Genomic DNA, 17,556 nt, shown 5'->3' with positions numbered 1-17,556 from the left:
GCCGGGACCAGCCCATCGAATCCCCGCCGCCGGACGCCTTCGCGCCGTTCGGCACGGACGGCACGGAAAATGCTCGATCCGGTGCTGCGAAGAGGTCCGGCGGCGGGCCCGCCCTTCCCTCGGCCCGCCACCGGTTCCCGGACGACCGATCGCGCGCCGACCCGCAACCCACGGAACGAAAGCCTGCCATGTCGCGTGCCGGCGCCCTCGCCCTCAAACAGCCGCCCGAGTTCGAGCAACCGGCGCCCCGCGCGGTGCCGGTGGCCCCCGTCATCGCCGCGCGCGGGCTGTCTCTCACCTACACCACCGCCGACGGGCCGGTTCACGCGCTTGCCGACGTCGATCTCGCGGTGGCGCCGGGCGAATTCGTCTCCTTCATCGGCCCGTCCGGCTGCGGCAAGACCACGCTGCTGCGCTGCGTCGCCGACCTCGAACAGCCGACCGGCGGCGAACTGACCGTCAACGGGGTCGGCGCCGAGGCGGCGCGGCTGCGGCGCGACTACGGCTTCGTGTTCCAGGCGCCCGCGCTCTATCCCTGGCGGACCATCGCGAGGAACGTCGCCCTGCCGCTCGAGATCTTCGGCGTGCCGCGCGCCGAGCGGCGGGAGCGCGTGGCGCATCACCTCGACCTCGTCCAGCTCACAGGCTTTGCCAACAAGTACCCCTGGCAGCTCTCCGGCGGCATGCAGCAGCGGGCCTCGATCGCCCGCGCCCTCTGCTTCGATCCGAAGCTGCTCTTGATGGACGAGCCCTTTGGGGCGCTGGACGAGATCGTCCGCGATCACCTCAACGCCGAGCTGCTCGCGCTGTGGCGCAAGACCGCCAAGACGGTCCTGTTCGTCACCCACTCGATCCCCGAGGCGGTCTACCTCTCGACCCGCGTCGTGGTGATGTCGCCGCGCCCGGGGCGGATCATCGACATCGTCGATTGCACCGCGCTCGGGCGGGAGCGTCCGCTGGAGATCCGCGAGACGCCCGAGTTCCTGCGTCTCGGCCAGCGGGTGCGCGAGGGTCTGCGCGCCGGTCACGCCTATGACGCGTAAGGCGGCGTCCTTTCCCCGCGGCCGGGCGCTGCCGGTGGCCGGCGTCGTGCTGGCGCTTCTCGTTGGGTGGTATCTCGCCGCCCTGCTCGGCAACTGGAACGGCGCCGCGGATACGCTCGTGCGGGCCGGCGCGGCGCCCGACGCCATGAGCATCGCGGCGGCGACGATGGCGCAGGAACGGCCCGTCGTTCCGGCACCGCATCAGGTGGCCTCGGAACTGTCGCGCAGCGTCCTCGGCGTGCCGCTGAGTTCGAAGCGCAGCCTCGTCTACCACGCCTGGGTCACCCTCTCGGCGACGCTGACGGGCTTCGCCCTCGGCTCGCTGCTCGGCATCGCGCTGGCGGTCGCGGTCGTGCACCTGCGCAGCGTCGATGCGAGCCTGATGCCGTGGATCATCGCCTCACAGACCGTGCCGATCCTGGCGGTGGCGCCGATCATCATCGTGGCCCTGGGGGCGGCCGGCCTGACCGGCCTGCTGCCGAAGGCGGTAATCGCGGCCTATCTCTGCTTCTTCCCCGTCACGGTCGGCATGGTGAAGGGGCTGAACGCCCCCGACCGGATCCACCGCGACCTGATGCGGACCTATTCGGCCTCGCGCGGCCAGATCCTGGCGCGGCTGCGCTGGCCGGCCGCCCTGCCCTACCTGTTCGCGAGCCTGAAGATCGCGGTGGCGGCGAGCCTCGTCGGCACCATCGTCGCCGAACTGCCGACCGGGGCGCAGGCCGGGCTCGGGGCGCGGCTTCTCGCCGGCTCCTATTACGGCCAGACGATCCAGATCTGGGCGGCCCTGTTCGCGGCGGCGGCGCTCTCGTCGCTCCTCGTCCAGGGGATCGGCCTTGCGGAAAGTGCGACCGCCCGCGCCCTCGGCGCCCGGCCCGCGGGGGGCTCCCGATGACGCATCGCGCCGCACGGATCGGCCTGCTCACGCCCGCCGCACTGATCGGCGGGGCAGCACTCGCCATCGCCGCCCACCGGCCCGGTCTGGCCGGCGCAGCGGGGCCGGGCTTCTGGCTCGCTGCATTCCTGGTCTGGCTCGCCGCCACGCTGGCCGCGCGCGACCTCGCCGCCCTGGAGCCGGGCCATCCGGCCGTCCGTCGCCTCGTGCGGCTCGCCGTGCCGCTGCTGTTCGGTGCCCTCGTGCTGGTGCTGTGGGAGGTCGTCGTCGTGGGCGCGGGAGTGCCCGCCGTCCTGATGCCGCCGCCCTCGGCGATCGCCATGCGCTTCGCCACGGCGCTGCCGGTCCTCGGGGCGGATTTCGTCCAGACCTGCCTGAAATCAGCCCTGCCGGGCTACGTCATCGGCTGCCTGTCGGGCCTCGGCGTCGCGATCCTGGCCGACCGGCTGCCCGTCCTCGGGCGCGGGCTCCTGCCGGTGGCGAACGTCGCCTCGGCGCTGCCGATCGTCGGCATCGCCCCGATCATGGTGATGTGGTTCGGCTTCGATTGGCCGTCGAAGGCCGCGGTCGTCGCCGTGATGACCTTCTTCCCGATGCTGGTGCAGGCCGGCGCCGGTCTTGCCGCCACGGGCGGAATCGAGCGCGACCTGATGCGCACCTACGCGGCGGGCTACTCGCGCACGCTCCTGAGCCTGCGCCTGCCCATGGCCCTGCCCTTCCTGTTCACCGCCCTGAAGGTCAACGCGACGCTGGCGCTGATCGGGGCGCTCGTGGCCGAGTTCTTCGGTACGCCGATCGTCGGCATGGGCTTCCGCATCTCGATCGAGGCGGCGCGGCTCTCCCTCGACATGGTCTGGGCCGAGATCGTGCTGGCGGCCCTGGCGGGGTCGGCCTTCTACGGCCTCATCGCCCTGGCCGAGCGCGCCGCGACCGGCTGGCACCCGTCGGTGCGCGCCGGCTGACGGGCAGGGTCCGCTCGCATCCGTTCGAACAACCACGGCCCGGCGGTCACAGGGGAAGGCCGCAGGGGAAAGTCCCGAAGGGGACAGGCTGAAGGAGGCTGAGATGGCGGGGAAAACGGCGAGGGAAACGGTAAGAGCGCTCCTCTGCGCCGGAGCGGCGCTGGTCGGGCTCGCCGCGGGCGGCGCGCGGGCGGCGGAGCGGGTGACGCTCCAGCTCAAATGGGTGCCCCAGGCGCAGTTTGCCGGCTACTATGTCGCGCAGGCCAAGGGCTTCTACAGCCAAGCCGGGCTCGAGGTTACGATCAAGCCGGGCGGGCCCGACGTGGCCCCGCCCCAGGTCATCGCGGGCGGCGGCGCCGATGTCGTCGTCGATTGGATGCCCTCGGCGCTCGCCTCGCGCGAGAAGGGCGTGCCCCTCGTCAACATCGCGCAGCCCTTCAAGAAGTCGGGCCTGATGCTGACCTGCCGGGCGGATACCGGCATCAAGTCGCCCGCCGACCTGAAGGGCCGGACGCTCGGGGTCTGGTACGCGGGCAACGAGTACCCGTTCCTGGCCTGGATGGCCAAGCTCGGCCTCAAGACCGACGGCTCGCCCGGCGGCGTGACGGTGCTGAAGCAGGGCTTCAACGTCGACCCCCTGATCCAGAAACAGGCCGATTGCGTCTCGACCATGAGCTACAACGAGTACTGGCAGGTGATCGATGCCGGCTTCAAGCCGGAGCAGCTCGTCGTGTTCCGCTACGAGGATCAGGGCGTCGCCGCGCTGGAGGACGGGCTCTACGCCCTCGAACCCAAGCTGAAGGACAAGGCCTTCGTCGCCCGGCTGGCGAAGTTCGTGGCCGCCTCCGAGAAGGGCTGGGCCTATGCCGCCGCGCATCCGGACGAGGCGGCGGAGATCGTGCTGGAGAACGACGCCAGCGGCGCCCAGACCGAGACGCACCAGAAGCGGATGATGCGCGCGGTCGCCAAGCTGCTCGACACGTCCGGCGGCCGGCTCGACCCCGCCGATTACGAGCGCACCGTCGCCATCCTGCTCGCCGGCGGCACCGACCAGCCCGTCATCACCCGCAAGCCCGAGGGGGCCTGGACGCATGCGGTGACCGCGACCGTGGGGCAGTAGGCCCGGCGCAGTGGTTGCCGATGGATCCCCTCTCCCCGCCTGCGGGGAGAGGGGATCCATCGGACCCGGAAACGACCATCCGGAAACCGTGTAAGCTCCGGCGCCCGCCGTTGGATAGGAACTTGCGAGCCGGCCTCCGATGGATCTCGACACGATCACCGCCGTCCTGAGACCGGCGCGCCTCGATGAGCTGCCCCCCTGGCGCAAGGGCGATGCCTGGCTCGCGGGCGGGACGTGGCTGTTCTCCGAGCCGCAGCCGGCGCTCGCCCGGCTGATCGACCTGTCCGCCCTCGGATGGCCGGCGGCCGAGCTGTCCGAGGCGGGCCTTCGCCTGTCGGCGACCGGCACCATCGCCGAACTCGACCGGCTCGCCCTGCCGCTGGACTGGATCGCGGCGCCCCTCGTCGGGCAATGCTGCCGGGCGCTGCTCGGCTCGTTCAAGATCTGGAACCGGGCGAGCGTCGGCGGCAACCTCTGCACGGCCCTGCCCGCCGGGCCGATGATCGCGCTCACCGCGGCGCTCGACGGCACCTGCCTGCTGACCCGGCCCGGCGGCGGCGAGCGGCGGCTGCCCGTCACGGAGTTCATCCTCGGGCCGCAGCGCACGGCGCTTTCCCCCGGAGAGATCCTGCGCGGCATCGACCTGCCCGCCACCGCGTTGCGGCGGCGCACGGCCTTCCGGCGCATCGCCCTCTCCCCCGAGGGCCGCTCCGGGGCCCTGGTGATCGGAACGCGCGACCGGGCCGGCGCCTTCGCGATCACCGTGACGGCCTCGACGCCGCGGCCGATCCAGCTCCGCTTCGATGCGCTTCCGGCGGCGGCCGTGCTGCAGGAGGCGATCGCGACGGCGATCCCCGAGGACGGCTGGTACGACGACGTCCACGGCGCGCCGGATTGGCGCCGGCACGTCACCGGGCTGCTTGCCGAAGAGATCCGGGAGGAACTCGCCCGATGAGGCTCACCGTCAACGGGCAGGTCCAGAAAGCCGCGCCGCGTCCCGGCCAGTGCCTGCGCACGCTGCTGCGGGATCTCGGCTGGTTCGGGGTCAAGAAGGGCTGCGATGCGGGCGATTGCGGGGCCTGCACCGTCCATCTCGACGGCGAGCCGGTCCATTCCTGCCTTCTGCCCGCCTTCCAGGCGGAGGGGCGTGGCATCACCACGATCGAAGGCCTCGCCGGCCCCTGCGCGCCGGGCGACGGGCCGCCCGAGCACCTCCACCCGATGCAGGACGCGTTCTGCGATGCACAGGGCTTCCAGTGCGGCTTCTGCACGCCGGGCATGATCATGACGGCGGCTGCCCTCGACCAGGGCCAGCGGCAGGATCTCGGCACCGCGCTCAAGGGCAATCTCTGCCGCTGCACCGGCTACCGGGCGATCCGTGACGCCGTGGCCGGCCTCGCGCATGTCGATGCGGGCAGCGCGGTCGGCCCGGTCGGCCGCTCCCTTCCGGCTCCGGTGAGCCGCGCCCTCGTCTCCGGCCGGGCCGCCTACACCTTCGACACCGCCGTGCCGGGCCTGCTGCACCTGAAGGTGCTGCGCGCCCCCCACGCCCATGCCCGTATCCGCAGCATCGACCGGACGGCGGCGCTGGCGGTGCCCGGCGTGGTCGCGGTGCTCACCCACGAGGACGCGCCGCGCCGCCGCTTCTCGACCGGGCGGCACGAGAACCCCCTGGACGACGCCGCCGACACGGGCGTGCTCGATTCCGTGATCCGATTCCACGGCCAGCGTGTCGCGGCGGTGGTCGCCGAGAGTGCGGCGGCGGCCGCCATGGGCGTGCGGGCGCTGCGGGTGGCGTACGACGTGCGGCCCGCCGTCTTCGACCCGGAGGCGGCTTTGCGCCCGGACGCGCCCCTCGTTCACGATCCGGCCGACCGCGACCCGCCGCGGCCCGGCGACGATGCGCCGCCGCTCCTCGCGCACCCGAACCTCGCCGCCGAGGCGCACGGGGCGATCGGCGATGTCGAGGCGGGCTTTGGCCAAGCTGACCTGATCCACGAGGCGGAGTACGTCTCGCAGCGGGTGCAGCACGTGCATCTCGAAACGCACGGCGCGCTCGGCTGGCTCGACGCTGAGGGCCGGCTGACCCTGCGCTCCTCGACGCAGGTGCCCTTCCTGACCCGCGATGCCCTGTGCCGCCTGTTCGATCTCGACCGGGACCGGGTGCGCGTGCTCTGCGGCCGGGTCGGCGGCGGCTTCGGCGGCAAGCAGGAGATGCTGACCGAGGATCTCGTGGCGCTCGCCGTGCTGCGGACCGGTCGCCCGGTCTCCTACGAGATGACCCGCGAGGAGAACTTTTGCGCGGCGACGACGCGCCATCCGATGCGGGTGCGGGTCAAGGTCGGCGCGCGGGCCGACGGGCGTCTCACCGCGCTCTCGCTGAACGTGCTCTCGAACACCGGCGCCTACGGCAACCATGCCGGCGGCGTGCTGCACCACGGCTGCAACGAGAGCATCGCCGCCTATGCCTGTCCGAACAAGCGGGTGGAGGGCTACGCCGCCTACACCCACACCCTGCCGTCCGGGGCCTTTCGCGGGTACGGCCTGAGCCAGACCATCTTTGCCGTGGAATCGGCGCTGGACGAACTCGCCCGCGATCTTGGCATCGACCCGTTCGCGATGCGCCGCCTCAACGCGGTGCGGCCCGGCGACCCGATGGTATCGACGAGCCTGGAGCCGCACGACGTCGTCTACGGCTCCTACGGCCTCGACCAGTGTCTCGACCGCGTCCAGGCCGCCCTGGCGGACGGCGGCGGCGAGGCGGTGCCGGGACCGGACTGGCGCGTCGGCGAGGGCATGGCGATGGCCATGATCGACACGATTCCGCCGCGTGGCCACGTCGCCCATGCCCGCATCCGCCTCGAGCCGGACGGAACCTATGCCCTTGCGGTCGGCACCGCCGAGTTCGGCAACGGCACCAGCACCGTGCACGGGCAGATCGCCGCCGAGGTGCTCGGCACCACGCCCGAACGCATCCGCCTGACCCAGGCCGACACCGACGCCGTCCGGCACGATACCGGTGCCTACGGCAGCACGGGCACCGTGGTCGCGGGCCAAGCGAATTTCCGCGCGGCCACGGCGCTTGCAGATCGGCTTCGCACGGCCGCCGCCGAGCGGGCCGGCGTCGCCCCGGCCGATTGCCGCCTGACGCCCGACGGCGTCGAGACACCCGCCGGCCGCATCGCCCTCACCACCCTCGCGCAAGGCGCCGCTTTTGAGGCCGCGGGGGAGGCGGACGGGACGCCGCGCTCGGTCGCCTTCAACGTCCAGGCCTTTCGCGTGGCGGTGCATCCGCAGACCGGCGAGATCCGCATTCTCAGAAGCGTCCAGGCGGCGGATGCCGGCCGGGTCATCAACCCGATGCAGTGCCGCGGGCAGATCGAGGGCGGGGTGGCGCAGGCGCTCGGCGCGGCCCTCTACGAGGACTATCGCTTCGACGCGGCGGGCGCGGTCGTCACGCGGACCTTGCGCAACTACCACATCCCGGCGATGGCAGACGTTCCGGTGACCGAGGTTCTGTTCGCCGACACCCACGACACGGTCGGGCCGCTGGGCGCCAAATCGATGAGCGAGGCCCCCTACAACCCCGTCGCCGCCGCCCTGGGCAACGCGATCCGCGACGCTACCGGCGTGCGGCTGACCGCGACGCCGTTCGCCCCCGACCGAATTTTCCGACAGGTCATGGCGGCAACGGAGGATGCGGAACGGGAGACCGAAGACGCATGACGGCGGCACCGGCCCGGATGCGGGCGATCCGCGGACAGGCGGTGAGCCTGACCGGCAACCCCTTCCTGAGCGAGGGCTGTCTCCAGCACGTGGCCGATGCCCTGATCCTGATCGAGGACGGGCGTATCACCGCCTTCGGCGACTTTTCCGACCTGTCGGACCGCATCCCGGCGGGCGTCGCGGTCACGACCTACGAGAACGCCCTGATCCTGCCCGGCCTGATCGATACCCACGTCCATTATCCGCAGCTGCAGATGATCGCCTCCTACGGCGAGCAGCTGCTGGCCTGGCTCGAGAAATACACCTTCCCCGCCGAGTTGCAGTTCGCGGATCAGGCCCATGCCGAGCGGGTGGCCAAGCTGTTCTTCCGCGAGATCCTGGGCGCGGGCACCACCACGGCGGTGGTCTACTGCACGGTCCATCCCGGCTCGGTCGAGGCGTTCTTCGCTGAATCGGCCCGCTTCAACACCCGGATGATCGCCGGCAAGGTCCTGATGGACCGCAACGCCCCGGCCGGGCTCCTCGACACGGCGCAGCGGGGTTACGACGAGAGCCGGGCCCTGATCGCCCGCTGGCACGGGCGCGGGCGCCAGCATTACTGCGTCACGCCGCGCTTTGCCCCCTCCTGCACGCAGGCCCAGCTCGATGCCGCCGGCACCTTGATGCGGGAGCACGACGACCTCTTCCTCCAGACCCATCTGTGCGAGAACACTGACGAGATCGCCTGGGTGCGCGAGCTGTTCCCCGACCGGGCGAGCTATCTCGACGTCTACGTGCAGTCCGGCCTCGTCGGCCCGCGCACGGTGCTCGGCCATGCGATCCACCTCTCGGAGGAGGATTTCTGCACCTGCCACGCCAGCGGCGCGGCGATCGCCCATTGCCCGACCTCGAACGGCTTCCTCGGCAGCGGCCTGTTCCGGCTGTTCGACGCCCTCGATCCGCGCCGCCCGGTGCGGGTCGGGCTCGGCACCGATGTCGGCGCCGGCACCACCCTGTCGCTGCTGAAGACGCTCGGCGAGTCCTACAAGGTCGCCGCGTTGCGCGGCACCCGGCTCGACGCGGTCCGGGCGTTCTGGCTCGCGACGCTCGGCGGCGCCGAAGCGCTGCGGTTGGACGACCGGATCGGGCGGATCGCGCCGGGGCACGATGCGGATCTCTGCGTCCTCGACCTCGCCGCGACGCCGCTCCTGGGCTTTCGCACCGGCACCTGCTCCAGCATCGAGGAGTTGCTGTTCGTGCTGATGACGCTCGGCGACCACCGCACGGTGCGCGCGACCTGGATCGCGGGCGAGGCCGTCTACGACAACCGGCGCGCGGGTGACCCGCTGGTCTATCCGGCGACGGATGGGGCGGTCCGCTCGGGCGCCTGAACCTCTTCGCTCGTCAGGCCGCCCGCGCCGCGGCCTCGCGCTCCGCCTGCTCGACGAAGCGGCGGATCAGCCAGCGCCCGGCCGGTCCCGGGGGATGGCCGGTGCGGTAGATCACCGTGAGCGGCAGCCGGCGGCGCCGGACGTCGGGTAGATCCAGCTCGACGAGGCGGCCGGCGGCGATGTCCGCCTCGACCATGTGCGCGGGCATGCTGCCCCATCCGATTCCGGCGAGCAGCAGCGTGTGCTTGGTGCTGAGGTCCGACAGCCGCCATGTGCGGTTGGCGACCACCCCGAATTCCTGATCCTGCGACAGCGGCGAGCGGTCGGTGATGACGAGCTGGACATGATCGCGCGCCGCCCCCGGCATCAGGCCGGCCGCCCCGGCAAGCGGATGGTTCGGCGCAGCGACGGGCAGCATCTCGACCTCGCCCACGGAGATCAGTTCGAGCGGATCGCTGTCGCGGGTCCACAGTTCCACGGTGATCCCGAGATCGGCCCGGCCATCCGTGACGAGTTGCTGGGCTGCCCCGAGCGCCTCGACGTTGAGGCGCAAGGACACGGTCGGGAAGGCTACCTGGAACGCGGTGAGCGCATCGACGAGCCGGGCGCCGGGCATCAGCACGCTCGACACGAAGCCGAGTTCGGCTTCGAGACCGCCGAGCAGGCCGCTCACCTTGGCTCGCAGCGTGTCGATGCCGTGGGCGACGGTGCGGGCCTCCGCCAGCACGGCCCGGCCGCCTTCGGTGAGCTGGGGCCGGCGCGTCGCCTCGCGATCGAACAGCGGCAGACCGAGCTGAAGCTCCAGATTGGCGATCGCGTAGCTGATGACCGAAGTCGCGCGGTTGAGACGGCGCCCGGCCGCGGCGAAGCTGCCGGTCTCGACCACGGTGAGGAACACCCGGAGCTGGTCGAGTGTCGGCGTCCCCGGTCCCTGCATGCGCTTATGCCCCCAACCCGGCCTCCCGCCGCGGCGAGAACACCCGACAAGCAAGCGCGAAGCCGCAGCCGAAAACGACCGAAAGCCGGCCCCCTCGCGAGGGCCGGCTTCGGGATGCGCGCGGATTTTGGGACCGTCAGCGCGCGTGATGCGTCCGCCCCACCGAGCCGGTGGTCAGGTTGGCGTCCGCCGGCAGGGTTCCGAGGCGGGTGTCGCGCACCGTCGGGCGCTGCACGCCGCCGACATCGTCGACGAGGCCGCCCGGGGCGGTGACGGTGGGGATGCCGGCCGGGGCGTTGTAGCTCTGGGCCGAGGCGGCGGTGGTGAGGGCAAGGGCGAGGACGGAAGCGGCGAAGATGCGGGACATGGGACACTCCATCAATGGGCGGCGGTGACGGCCGGTTCGTCCGTCATCTGATGAAGCGAAGATGGACCTGCACGAGCTTTCCGAAAACTGGAATAAGATCGAACGAAACGTTCGAGAAAGTCGAAAAGCTGGAGATGAGCTTCCGGCCGGCATGAGGCAGGGCCCGTTCGTGCCCTGGCCTGGATTCCATGGAAAAGGGCCGGCTGCGGTAATGCGCGGCCAGCCCTTCGGACCCTTGAAACGGCGGTTGTCGGACCATCCGGATGCGTCATGCCAAATCCGGTTGATCCCTTCGGGATGACGGATTTGGGCCTCGGCGGGATCCCCTCGCGCTGGCGCGATGGGGACTCTCCTCAGGCGCCGCGTGGGCTGAGCGATACGGTCCCCGCTTGGATCAAGCGGAAACCGGATCAGCGCCCGCGAACGGTGTGGGTGCCCCGGACAGTGGAGCCGGTGGTGTAGACGCCATCGACGGACACGGTGCCGTGGCGGCCGTCACGGTCCAGGTAGCGCTCGACATTGCCCGGACCGGCGATGCCGACGAGGCCGCCCGGAGCGGTGACGGCGGGGATGCCGGCCGGGGCGTTGTAGCTCTGGGCCGAGGCGGCGGTGGTGAGGGCGAGGGTAAGGGCCGCGCCTGCAACGATGCGTGAGATCATGTCGTCAATCTCCGAGATTGGTTTCGGCGTCGCGATCAGACCAAGCGACGTCGCATGTCCCACAAACTGAGCACCGATGCCTTGTAAAACAACATGAACTGCTTTGGGCTTGTGCACATAGATACGGCACAGCCGAGATGAAGGCTCAACGCCGTTTGGTCGATCTCGCCCGAAAAGACCAGTTTCGACTGAGTGTTAGCATGAGATTGCAGATTTTTTTGACAGAGTGCGTCTTCTGGCACGCCTCTTTCTCCGCGAGTGCTGTTGCGCACCAATCCCCGCTTCCCGCGCCCGTCTACGAGGGCGCGGCGGCCTCATCGGTCAGGGCGTCGTAGGGCAGCAGATGCGTCGCGACGGGCTAAACCCCCATTGTCGAGACGCACGAGGCGCGCGGCGTCTCGTGCGCCAACCCACATATCGACACGCTGGAGGACGGCCCCCGGCACAAGCGGGCAGAGACCGACCAACTCGGCTTCGAGCGACTCATCGATCCCGTCGGCCCGATGAACCCGTGAAAGGCGCGGACCTTCACGCCCATCGACGCTGCGACCTGAGCGGCTTGTTTCACGTGAAACGCATTCTTTACCTTTGCTGCCGCCCTCAATCCGGAGACGGGGGGCGACCGCGGCGATGCAGGCGCAGGGGATCGGGTGCGCCTTCCGCAACGGCACCGAGCGACCGTTGCGGCAACTGCTGCCGGTGCTCGGGCGAGCCGTTCGATCGGTCCCGGCGGCACGGCCCTTGCTGAAGCCAGCCGTGCAAACGGTGGCCGGCACGGCCCGACGGGAGCCTCGACGATGCGCGCGAAACGGGCCTTTCTCGGCCTCAGCCTACCTCTCCTCGCTTGGTTCGTCGCAGCCTTCTGCCTCGGCAGCGGCGTCGCCACGGCTCCCGGCGCCCGTGCGCAGGGCACGGTGACGCCGCCGGCCGGCCAATCGCGCGTCACCGCTCCGGGCGGACGGCGCGGCAAGGCCGCCCGTTCGCACCGGAAGCGTCATCGGTGAGACGCAAGCCAGGATCCCTGCCGCCCGGCGACATCGCGCGCCCTCTTCTCCGCAACCGGAAAGTCCGTCCCATGCGTCTCATCACGACAGCCACGCTCGCTCTGAGCGTCCTCGCGGGCCTGGGCGGTGCGGCCTTGGCCCAAGGGTCGACCGGCGCCCCGGCCGGCAGCCCAGGGGCGACCGCGCCAGGCGGCACGGAGGGAGCGGCGGCCCTCCCGAACGAGCGGGAGGCGTTCCGTTCGGGCGAGGCGATCCCGGCAGCGCCCGGCACAGGCGTGCCGGTGGAGACCGCCCCGCACCCGGCCGGAGAGCGCCGCCTGCCGCCCCCGCCACGTCCCTGACCGGCATCGAAACGCGAAGAGGCGCCGCCGGATCGCTCCGGCGGCGCCTCCATTTCCGGGGTGCCCACCCCTACTGCGTCAGCCGGTCGTCGATCCCCTTCACGTACCAATTCATGCCGAGGATCATCGGATCGGGGGCGTGCTCGCCCTCCTTTACCGCGACCGAGCCGTCCTGCTTGAGCACCGGCCCCTGGAACGGGTGGATCCTGCCCTCGACGATCCCTTTTTTCGTCTCCTCGGCCAGCGCCTTCACGTCGTCGGGCATGTTGGTGAAGGGTGCCAGCACGACCATGCCGTCCTTGATGCCGGCCCAGGTGTCCCCGCTCTTCCAGGTGCCATCGAGAACGGCCTTGGCCTCCGCGATGACGTAGCCGTTCCAATCGTCGACGATCGAGGTGAGCTGCGCCTTCGGGGCGAAGCGGTACTGGTCGGAGGATTGGCCGAAGGCGAGCTTGCCGGCCTTCTCCGCTTCCTGAAGCGGCGCGGCGGAATCGGTGTGCTGGGTCAGGATGTCGGCGCCCTGCGCCAGCAATGCCTTGGCGGCCTCCGCCTCCTTGCCGGGGTCGAACCACGTGTTCACCCAGACGATCTTGATCTTGATGTCCGGGTTGACCGATTGCGCGCCGAGCATGAAGGCGTTGATGCCGCTCACGACTTCGGGGATCGGAAAGGAGGCGATGTAGCCGACGGTGCCCGATTTCGACAGCTTGCCGGCAATCTTCCCGCAGATGTAGCGGCCCTCGTAGAAGCGGGCCGAGTAGGTGGAAACGTTGTCGGCCCGCTTGTAGCCGGTGGCATGGGCGAACTTCACCTTGGGGAATTTCCTGGCGACCTTCAGGGTCGGCTCCATGAAGCCGAAGGAGGTCGTGAAGATCAGGCTGGCGCCCGAGCGGGCGAGCTTCTCGATCGAGCGCTCGCTGTCGGCTTCGGGCACGTTTTCGAGGAAGGTCGTCTCGACTTGGCCGGGCAACGCCTCGGCCAGCGCCTTCCGGCTCAGATCGTGCTGGTAGGAATAGCCGTAATCGGCGACCGGGCCGACATAGACGAAGCCCACCTTGAGCTTGTCCGCCGCCCGCGCCGGAGCCGCCGCGACGGCCGCGCACAGGAGTGCCGCGGCCACGCGCGTGACGATGTTGCCCATCATGAGTGTCTGCCCCTTTTCGACGGCGTTGTCCGCCGCGGCTTGCCGACGCCGCGCATGGGCGCCCGAGGGGATTTCAGAGCAAGACCAGGGCCAGGAGGGCCGCGGGAGCAGGAAGCGTCAGACCGGTTCTGGGTTCGGAACCTGACCAGATCGACCATGTGACAGGTTGCTGAGCGTGGAAGGCGGCAGTTCCCTCATCGCTCAAGAGAGGCCGTTCGATTGCGCAGCCTTCCTGGTCGACCGCGATTCGAGATATCGCTGGCGTGGCTCACGTCACGGCGTCCGCTTCGGCGGGCATCATGGCCAGGACGATCAAGCTGATGAGGACCATGATCGGCAGCGTGATACAGCCGAAGGCCAGATAGGCGATCCCGAAGGCTCCGCACAGGGCACCCGCGGCGAAGGTCAGAATGGCAGGCAGCACACGCAGCAGACGCGCGCGCGTCTGAGCGGGGTTGCCGGATGTTCTGAGGGCGAGATCCGTTGCATCGATGACGGCCTGGCTTACGCTCACGGTCATCACCGTGGTCGGGGCGAGATGGCCGAGCGAGAGACGACCGATCGCGTTCTGCACACCCATGGCCGCGACGGCGAGCATGCCGACGACCAGAGCCGGGGCACCGTCCGGCGCATCCAGCGGCGACAACAGAGACCCGCACAGGCCGAAACCCACGAGGAAGGCCGCCTCAACGGCGAGCAGCCAGGGCAGCGGGTCGGCATCCCCTTGCTCCAAGAGCAGCACGAGGATGCGGGCCCCTGCGACCGCCCCCATGAAGACGGGCAGCGCAAGAAGCTTCGCCAGCACACCCGTCGAACTCGCAACCAATTCGGCACCGATCAGGACGAAGTTTCCGGTGACATGCGCCGTGAACAGACCTGTCAGCGCGATGAAGGCCGCGGCATCGACGAAGCCTGCGACAAAGGCGAGGGCGTTTCCAGCGGACGTACCGCCCCTTGTGATCTTCAGCTTCACGAGGCTTTCTCTAGGTTGGTGGCGAGTAGGTTGCTGCGATGCATCAATTTTCGGGCGATGTTTCAGTCATGGCGATCGATATTTGGGGGCTGGTGTAGTAATCTGGCCAGTGATCGCAAAGGAACATGATCCCAGTGACCAGCAGCAGGGTCGTCAGAAGGAAGACGAGCCCTTCCGTGATCTGATGCGCCCATCTCCCGAATGTCGGGATCGCGACGAAGCCGCTGATGAAGATCATGGCTATGGCAACGGGAGCGGTCATCGGGAAAGCTCGACGAAAAGGCTCGTGAGGAGGGTCGGCCTGAACCCTAGGCCTGCCGGGCTCCAGAACGGGAAGGATATCGGCTATCACGAAGCATGATGAGCAGCCTGAGCGTCGATCAAATCCGCTCCTTCCTAGTCGTGCTCGAGAGCGGCAGCTTCACGGCCGCAGCGCAGACGCTCGGCGTGCGGCAATCCACGATCAGCGGACACATCGCGCGGCTGGAACAGGCGCTCGACCGTTCCCTCCTCATGCGGGATACTCATAGGGTCGCCCCGACGCCGGACGGCCAAGCCATGATCGGCTTTGCGCGCGACGTGCTGGAGGCGCACGACCGGCTTCGCGCCTTCTTCTCGCCCAGTGGCCTACGCGGCCGCATCCGCCTCGGCGTCTCCGAAGACTACACCCTGACAGCCCTGGCACAGGTTCTGGCGCGTTTCGCGGATCGCCACCCGTCCGTGGATCTGCAACTGACCGTCGGGCTCAGCCGGGTCCTCTACCAGGGCTACGACGCGGGCGAACTGGACGTGATCTTCTGCAAACGCCGACGCGGCGATCCGCGCGGCGAGCTGGCATGGGCCGAAGAGCTGATCTGGGCGGGCCGGCCCGGCTTCGTTCCCGATCCGGCGCTGCCGTTGCCGTTGGTCCTCTATCCGCCACCGTCGATGACGCGCACCCTGGCGCTCGATGCCCTCGAAGCGGCGGGCCGCTCTTGGCGGATCGCCTGCACCAGCGGCAGCCTGATGGGGCTGCGCGCAGCCGTCGAAGCGGGCCTGGGCATCGCGCCGCACTCGGCCAGAGTGATGCCGCCGGGACTGACCCCTGTCCCGAAGACGGCCGGATTGCCTGCGATCGGCGATGTCGAGTTCGTGGTGCTCGGCTCAGGCCGCCAGCATCCCGTTGCGATGGCGTTACAGGAGACGATCCTGGGCAGCACGGCGGAGCTTCGAACCGTCTCCGTCAGGTGAGCGCTTTGCTGTCGAGCACCGCCCCGAACATCCACAGTCGGCAAGCACGGATCGCCGGAGCTGTCGTCGGGTTTCCGGCCAGGATCCACCACGACGCGAGGTAGGATGCCCCCCGACCTCGAGCATCATCCCGAAAGCTGATTGCCGGCTTTCGGAAAAGACGATGCAAAGATAAGAGTTCAAAGCATCGTCCTGGATCCGATGTCCAGGACGATGCTCTAGTGATGCCCAGCCATGTGGCGGCCGATCACCCCGGCCTCCGCCGCGGCGGCCGGGGTCTCGTAGACGAGCCGCCCGTCCGACATCACGCAGATGCGGTCGGACAACTCCAAAATCTCGTCGAGATCCTCGCTAATCAACAGCACGGCGGCGCCGCTGTTGCGCGCCGCCACGATGCGGGAGCGGATCTCGGCGACCGCCGCGAAATCGAGGCCGAAACAGGGATTGACGACGATCAGGAGATCGACCGGGTCGGTGAGTTCGCGCGCGAGCACGGCGCGCTGCACGTTGCCGCCCGAGAGCGTGGCGATCGGCGCCTCCGAGGAGGCGGTCTTGACCTTGAAGCGGGCGATCAGATCCTTGGCTCGCCGGCTCATGGCGCCCCGGTCGAGCCAGAGGGTCGGCGGGGCGGCAGGATCGTCGCCGCGCCGGTCGAAAGCGCGGAAGGCGAGGTTCTCGGCCACCGACATCCGCGGCGCGCAGGCGTTGCGCAGGGGCTCCTCGGGGATGAAGCGCACCCGGTGCCGGCGGCTCTGCGCCCGCGTGCCGGCGTAGGGCTGGCCCTGCACCGCGACCCGCCCGCCCGTCGCGCGGATCTGGCCTCCGAGCACGTCGGCGAGTTCCTTCTGCCCGTTGCCGGAGACGCCGGCGATGCCGACGATCTCATGGGCGCGCACCCGCAGATCCGCGACATCGATCCGCCGCAGGCCGGAGACGTCGGTGGCGGTCAGGCCCTCCACTCGCAGGATCTCGCGCGCCGGGTCGGGCTCGCCGACCCGCGCGGCGACCGTCCGCACCGTGCGCTCGCCTACCATCATCGCTGCCATGTCGTCCCGCGACAGCGCGCCGACCGCGCCGCCGCCGACGAGCCGCCCGCGCCGCAGGACGCTGAGGCTGTGGGCGAAGGCTTCGACCTCGCGGAACTTGTGGCTGATCATCAGCACCGTGAGCGCACCCGCATCGGCCATGTCCCGCAACAGGCCCAACATCTCCTCGGCCTCGGCCGGGGTCAGCACGGAGGTTGGCTCGTCGAGGATCAGGAAGCGGGCCTTGAGGTAGAGCTGCTTGACGATCTCGAGCTTCTGCCGCTCGCCCGCCGCGAGTTCCGCCACCGGCCGATCGAGGTTCAGCCGGAACGGCATCCGCGCCATGAAGTCGGCGAGCGCCGCCCGCTCGGCCTTCCAATCGAGGATCGCGGGCGCGTCGGCCCGGCCGATGACGAGGTTCTCGGCGCCGGTCAGCGAAGGCACCAGGGTGAAGTGCTGGTAGACCATGCCGAGGCCGCGTCCTTGCGCGCCCTTCGGCCCGATGATCTCGGCCTCGCGTCCGTCGATGAGGACCGAGCCGGCGGTGGGGGCGTAGAAGCCCATCACGCATTTGACGAAGGTCGACTTGCCCGCCCCGTTCTCGCCGAGCAGGGCGTGGAAGCCGCCGGCCTCGATCTTCATCGAGACGTCGTCGAGGGCGGTGAAGCCGCCGAAGCGCTTCGTCATGCCGATGGTCTCGACAGCGAGGGCGCCGGAACGGGCGTCGGACAGGACAGCGTGCGCGGAAGCCGCCATGATG

At 70.0% G+C, this 17,556-nt stretch carries 17 protein-coding genes; 10 read left to right on the top strand and 7 right to left on the bottom strand.

The features are described 5' to 3' along the window. Nucleotides 1-188 precede the first annotated feature (188 nt). The 7 genes from J2W78_RS20805 to guaD all read left to right on the top strand — a co-directional run bounded on the left by J2W78_RS20805 (nucleotide 189) and on the right by guaD (nucleotide 9,116). Nucleotides 189-1,043 carry an ABC transporter ATP-binding protein gene (locus J2W78_RS20805; protein WP_253373499.1) on the top strand — a complete coding sequence of 285 codons (855 nt, stop codon included), beginning with the start codon at nucleotides 189-191 and terminating at the stop codon, nucleotides 1,041-1,043. Beyond that, nucleotides 1,033-1,938 carry an ABC transporter permease gene (locus J2W78_RS20800; protein WP_253373498.1) on the top strand — a complete coding sequence of 302 codons (906 nt, stop codon included), beginning with the start codon at nucleotides 1,033-1,035 and terminating at the stop codon, nucleotides 1,936-1,938. The genes J2W78_RS20805 and J2W78_RS20800 overlap by 11 nt, the downstream gene beginning before the upstream one ends. Then, nucleotides 1,935-2,900, top strand: a complete 966-nt coding sequence (locus J2W78_RS20795) for an ABC transporter permease (protein ID WP_253373497.1) — start codon at nucleotides 1,935-1,937, stop codon at nucleotides 2,898-2,900. Before J2W78_RS20800 ends, J2W78_RS20795 begins: the two co-directional genes overlap by 4 nt. Before the next feature lie 103 nt (nucleotides 2,901-3,003). Further along, the gene (locus tag J2W78_RS20790) at nucleotides 3,004-4,020 is read left to right on the top strand and encodes an ABC transporter substrate-binding protein (protein ID WP_253373496.1); all 1,017 of its coding nucleotides are present in this window, start codon (nucleotides 3,004-3,006) and stop codon (nucleotides 4,018-4,020) included. A gap of 139 nt (nucleotides 4,021-4,159) precedes the next feature. Then, the gene (locus J2W78_RS20785) at nucleotides 4,160-4,975 is read left to right on the top strand and encodes an FAD binding domain-containing protein (RefSeq protein WP_253373495.1); all 816 of its coding nucleotides are present in this window, start codon (nucleotides 4,160-4,162) and stop codon (nucleotides 4,973-4,975) included. Beyond that, nucleotides 4,972-7,746 (top strand): molybdopterin-dependent oxidoreductase, encoded by a 2,775-nt coding sequence (locus J2W78_RS20780; RefSeq protein WP_253373494.1) that lies wholly within the window; start codon nucleotides 4,972-4,974, stop codon nucleotides 7,744-7,746. Before J2W78_RS20785 ends, J2W78_RS20780 begins: the two co-directional genes overlap by 4 nt. Continuing rightward, the gene (gene guaD / locus J2W78_RS20775; RefSeq protein ID WP_253373493.1) at nucleotides 7,743-9,116 is read left to right on the top strand and encodes a guanine deaminase; all 1,374 of its coding nucleotides are present in this window, start codon (nucleotides 7,743-7,745) and stop codon (nucleotides 9,114-9,116) included. Before J2W78_RS20780 ends, guaD begins: the two co-directional genes overlap by 4 nt. A gap of 13 nt (nucleotides 9,117-9,129) precedes the next feature. Here guaD and J2W78_RS20770 read toward each other — a convergent pair whose 3' ends face one another. The 3 genes from J2W78_RS20770 to J2W78_RS20760 all read right to left on the bottom strand — a co-directional run bounded on the left by J2W78_RS20770 (nucleotide 9,130) and on the right by J2W78_RS20760 (nucleotide 11,079). Continuing rightward, entirely contained in the window at nucleotides 9,130-10,053 is a 924-nt protein-coding gene (locus J2W78_RS20770; protein ID WP_253373492.1) for a LysR family transcriptional regulator, read from the bottom strand. Between the two features lie 136 nt (nucleotides 10,054-10,189). After that, a complete protein-coding gene (locus J2W78_RS20765) occupies nucleotides 10,190-10,420 on the bottom strand; it encodes a hypothetical protein (protein WP_253373491.1) in 231 nt (76 codons plus the stop codon). 410 nt (nucleotides 10,421-10,830) lie between these two features. Next, nucleotides 10,831-11,079 (bottom strand): hypothetical protein, encoded by a 249-nt coding sequence (locus tag J2W78_RS20760; RefSeq protein ID WP_253373490.1) that lies wholly within the window; start codon nucleotides 11,077-11,079, stop codon nucleotides 10,831-10,833. Between the two features lie 797 nt (nucleotides 11,080-11,876). On the opposite strand from J2W78_RS20760, the gene J2W78_RS20755 reads away from it, so the two are divergent. After that, complete coding sequence (locus tag J2W78_RS20755; RefSeq protein WP_253373489.1) at nucleotides 11,877-12,083, top strand: hypothetical protein; 207 nt, start codon at nucleotides 11,877-11,879, stop codon at nucleotides 12,081-12,083. Nucleotides 12,084-12,154: 71 nt separating this feature from the next. Further along, complete coding sequence (locus J2W78_RS20750; protein ID WP_253373488.1) at nucleotides 12,155-12,424, top strand: hypothetical protein; 270 nt, start codon at nucleotides 12,155-12,157, stop codon at nucleotides 12,422-12,424. A 70-nt stretch (nucleotides 12,425-12,494) separates the two neighbouring features. On the opposite strand, the gene J2W78_RS20745 is transcribed toward J2W78_RS20750, so the two are convergent. From J2W78_RS20745 to J2W78_RS20735, 3 genes are all read right to left on the bottom strand, one after another. Next, nucleotides 12,495-13,568, bottom strand: a complete 1,074-nt coding sequence (locus J2W78_RS20745) for a BMP family ABC transporter substrate-binding protein (protein ID WP_253373487.1) — start codon at nucleotides 13,566-13,568, stop codon at nucleotides 12,495-12,497. A gap of 268 nt (nucleotides 13,569-13,836) precedes the next feature. After that, nucleotides 13,837-14,541: a YoaK family protein gene (locus tag J2W78_RS20740; RefSeq protein ID WP_253373486.1), complete on the bottom strand. Its 705-nt coding sequence runs from the start codon at nucleotides 14,539-14,541 to the stop codon at nucleotides 13,837-13,839. Nucleotides 14,542-14,584: 43 nt separating this feature from the next. Next, entirely contained in the window at nucleotides 14,585-14,803 is a 219-nt protein-coding gene (locus J2W78_RS20735; protein ID WP_253373485.1) for a hypothetical protein, read from the bottom strand. A gap of 98 nt (nucleotides 14,804-14,901) precedes the next feature. Here J2W78_RS20735 and J2W78_RS20730 point away from each other — a divergent pair, with 98 nt between their 5' ends. Beyond that, nucleotides 14,902-15,771 carry a LysR family transcriptional regulator gene (locus tag J2W78_RS20730; RefSeq protein WP_253373484.1) on the top strand — a complete coding sequence of 290 codons (870 nt, stop codon included), beginning with the start codon at nucleotides 14,902-14,904 and terminating at the stop codon, nucleotides 15,769-15,771. A 218-nt stretch (nucleotides 15,772-15,989) separates the two neighbouring features. Here J2W78_RS20730 and J2W78_RS20725 read toward each other — a convergent pair whose 3' ends face one another. Further along, nucleotides 15,990-17,552 carry an ABC transporter ATP-binding protein gene (locus tag J2W78_RS20725; protein ID WP_253373483.1) on the bottom strand — a complete coding sequence of 521 codons (1,563 nt, stop codon included), beginning with the start codon at nucleotides 17,550-17,552 and terminating at the stop codon, nucleotides 15,990-15,992. Between the last annotated feature and the right edge of the window lie 4 nt (nucleotides 17,553-17,556).

Source organism: Methylorubrum extorquens (assembly GCF_024169925.1).
Lineage (GTDB): Bacteria > Pseudomonadota > Alphaproteobacteria > Rhizobiales > Beijerinckiaceae > Methylobacterium > Methylobacterium extorquens_A.
The sequence above is the reverse complement of the archived record's forward strand: the minus strand, read 5'-3'. Positions and strand labels throughout refer to the sequence as shown.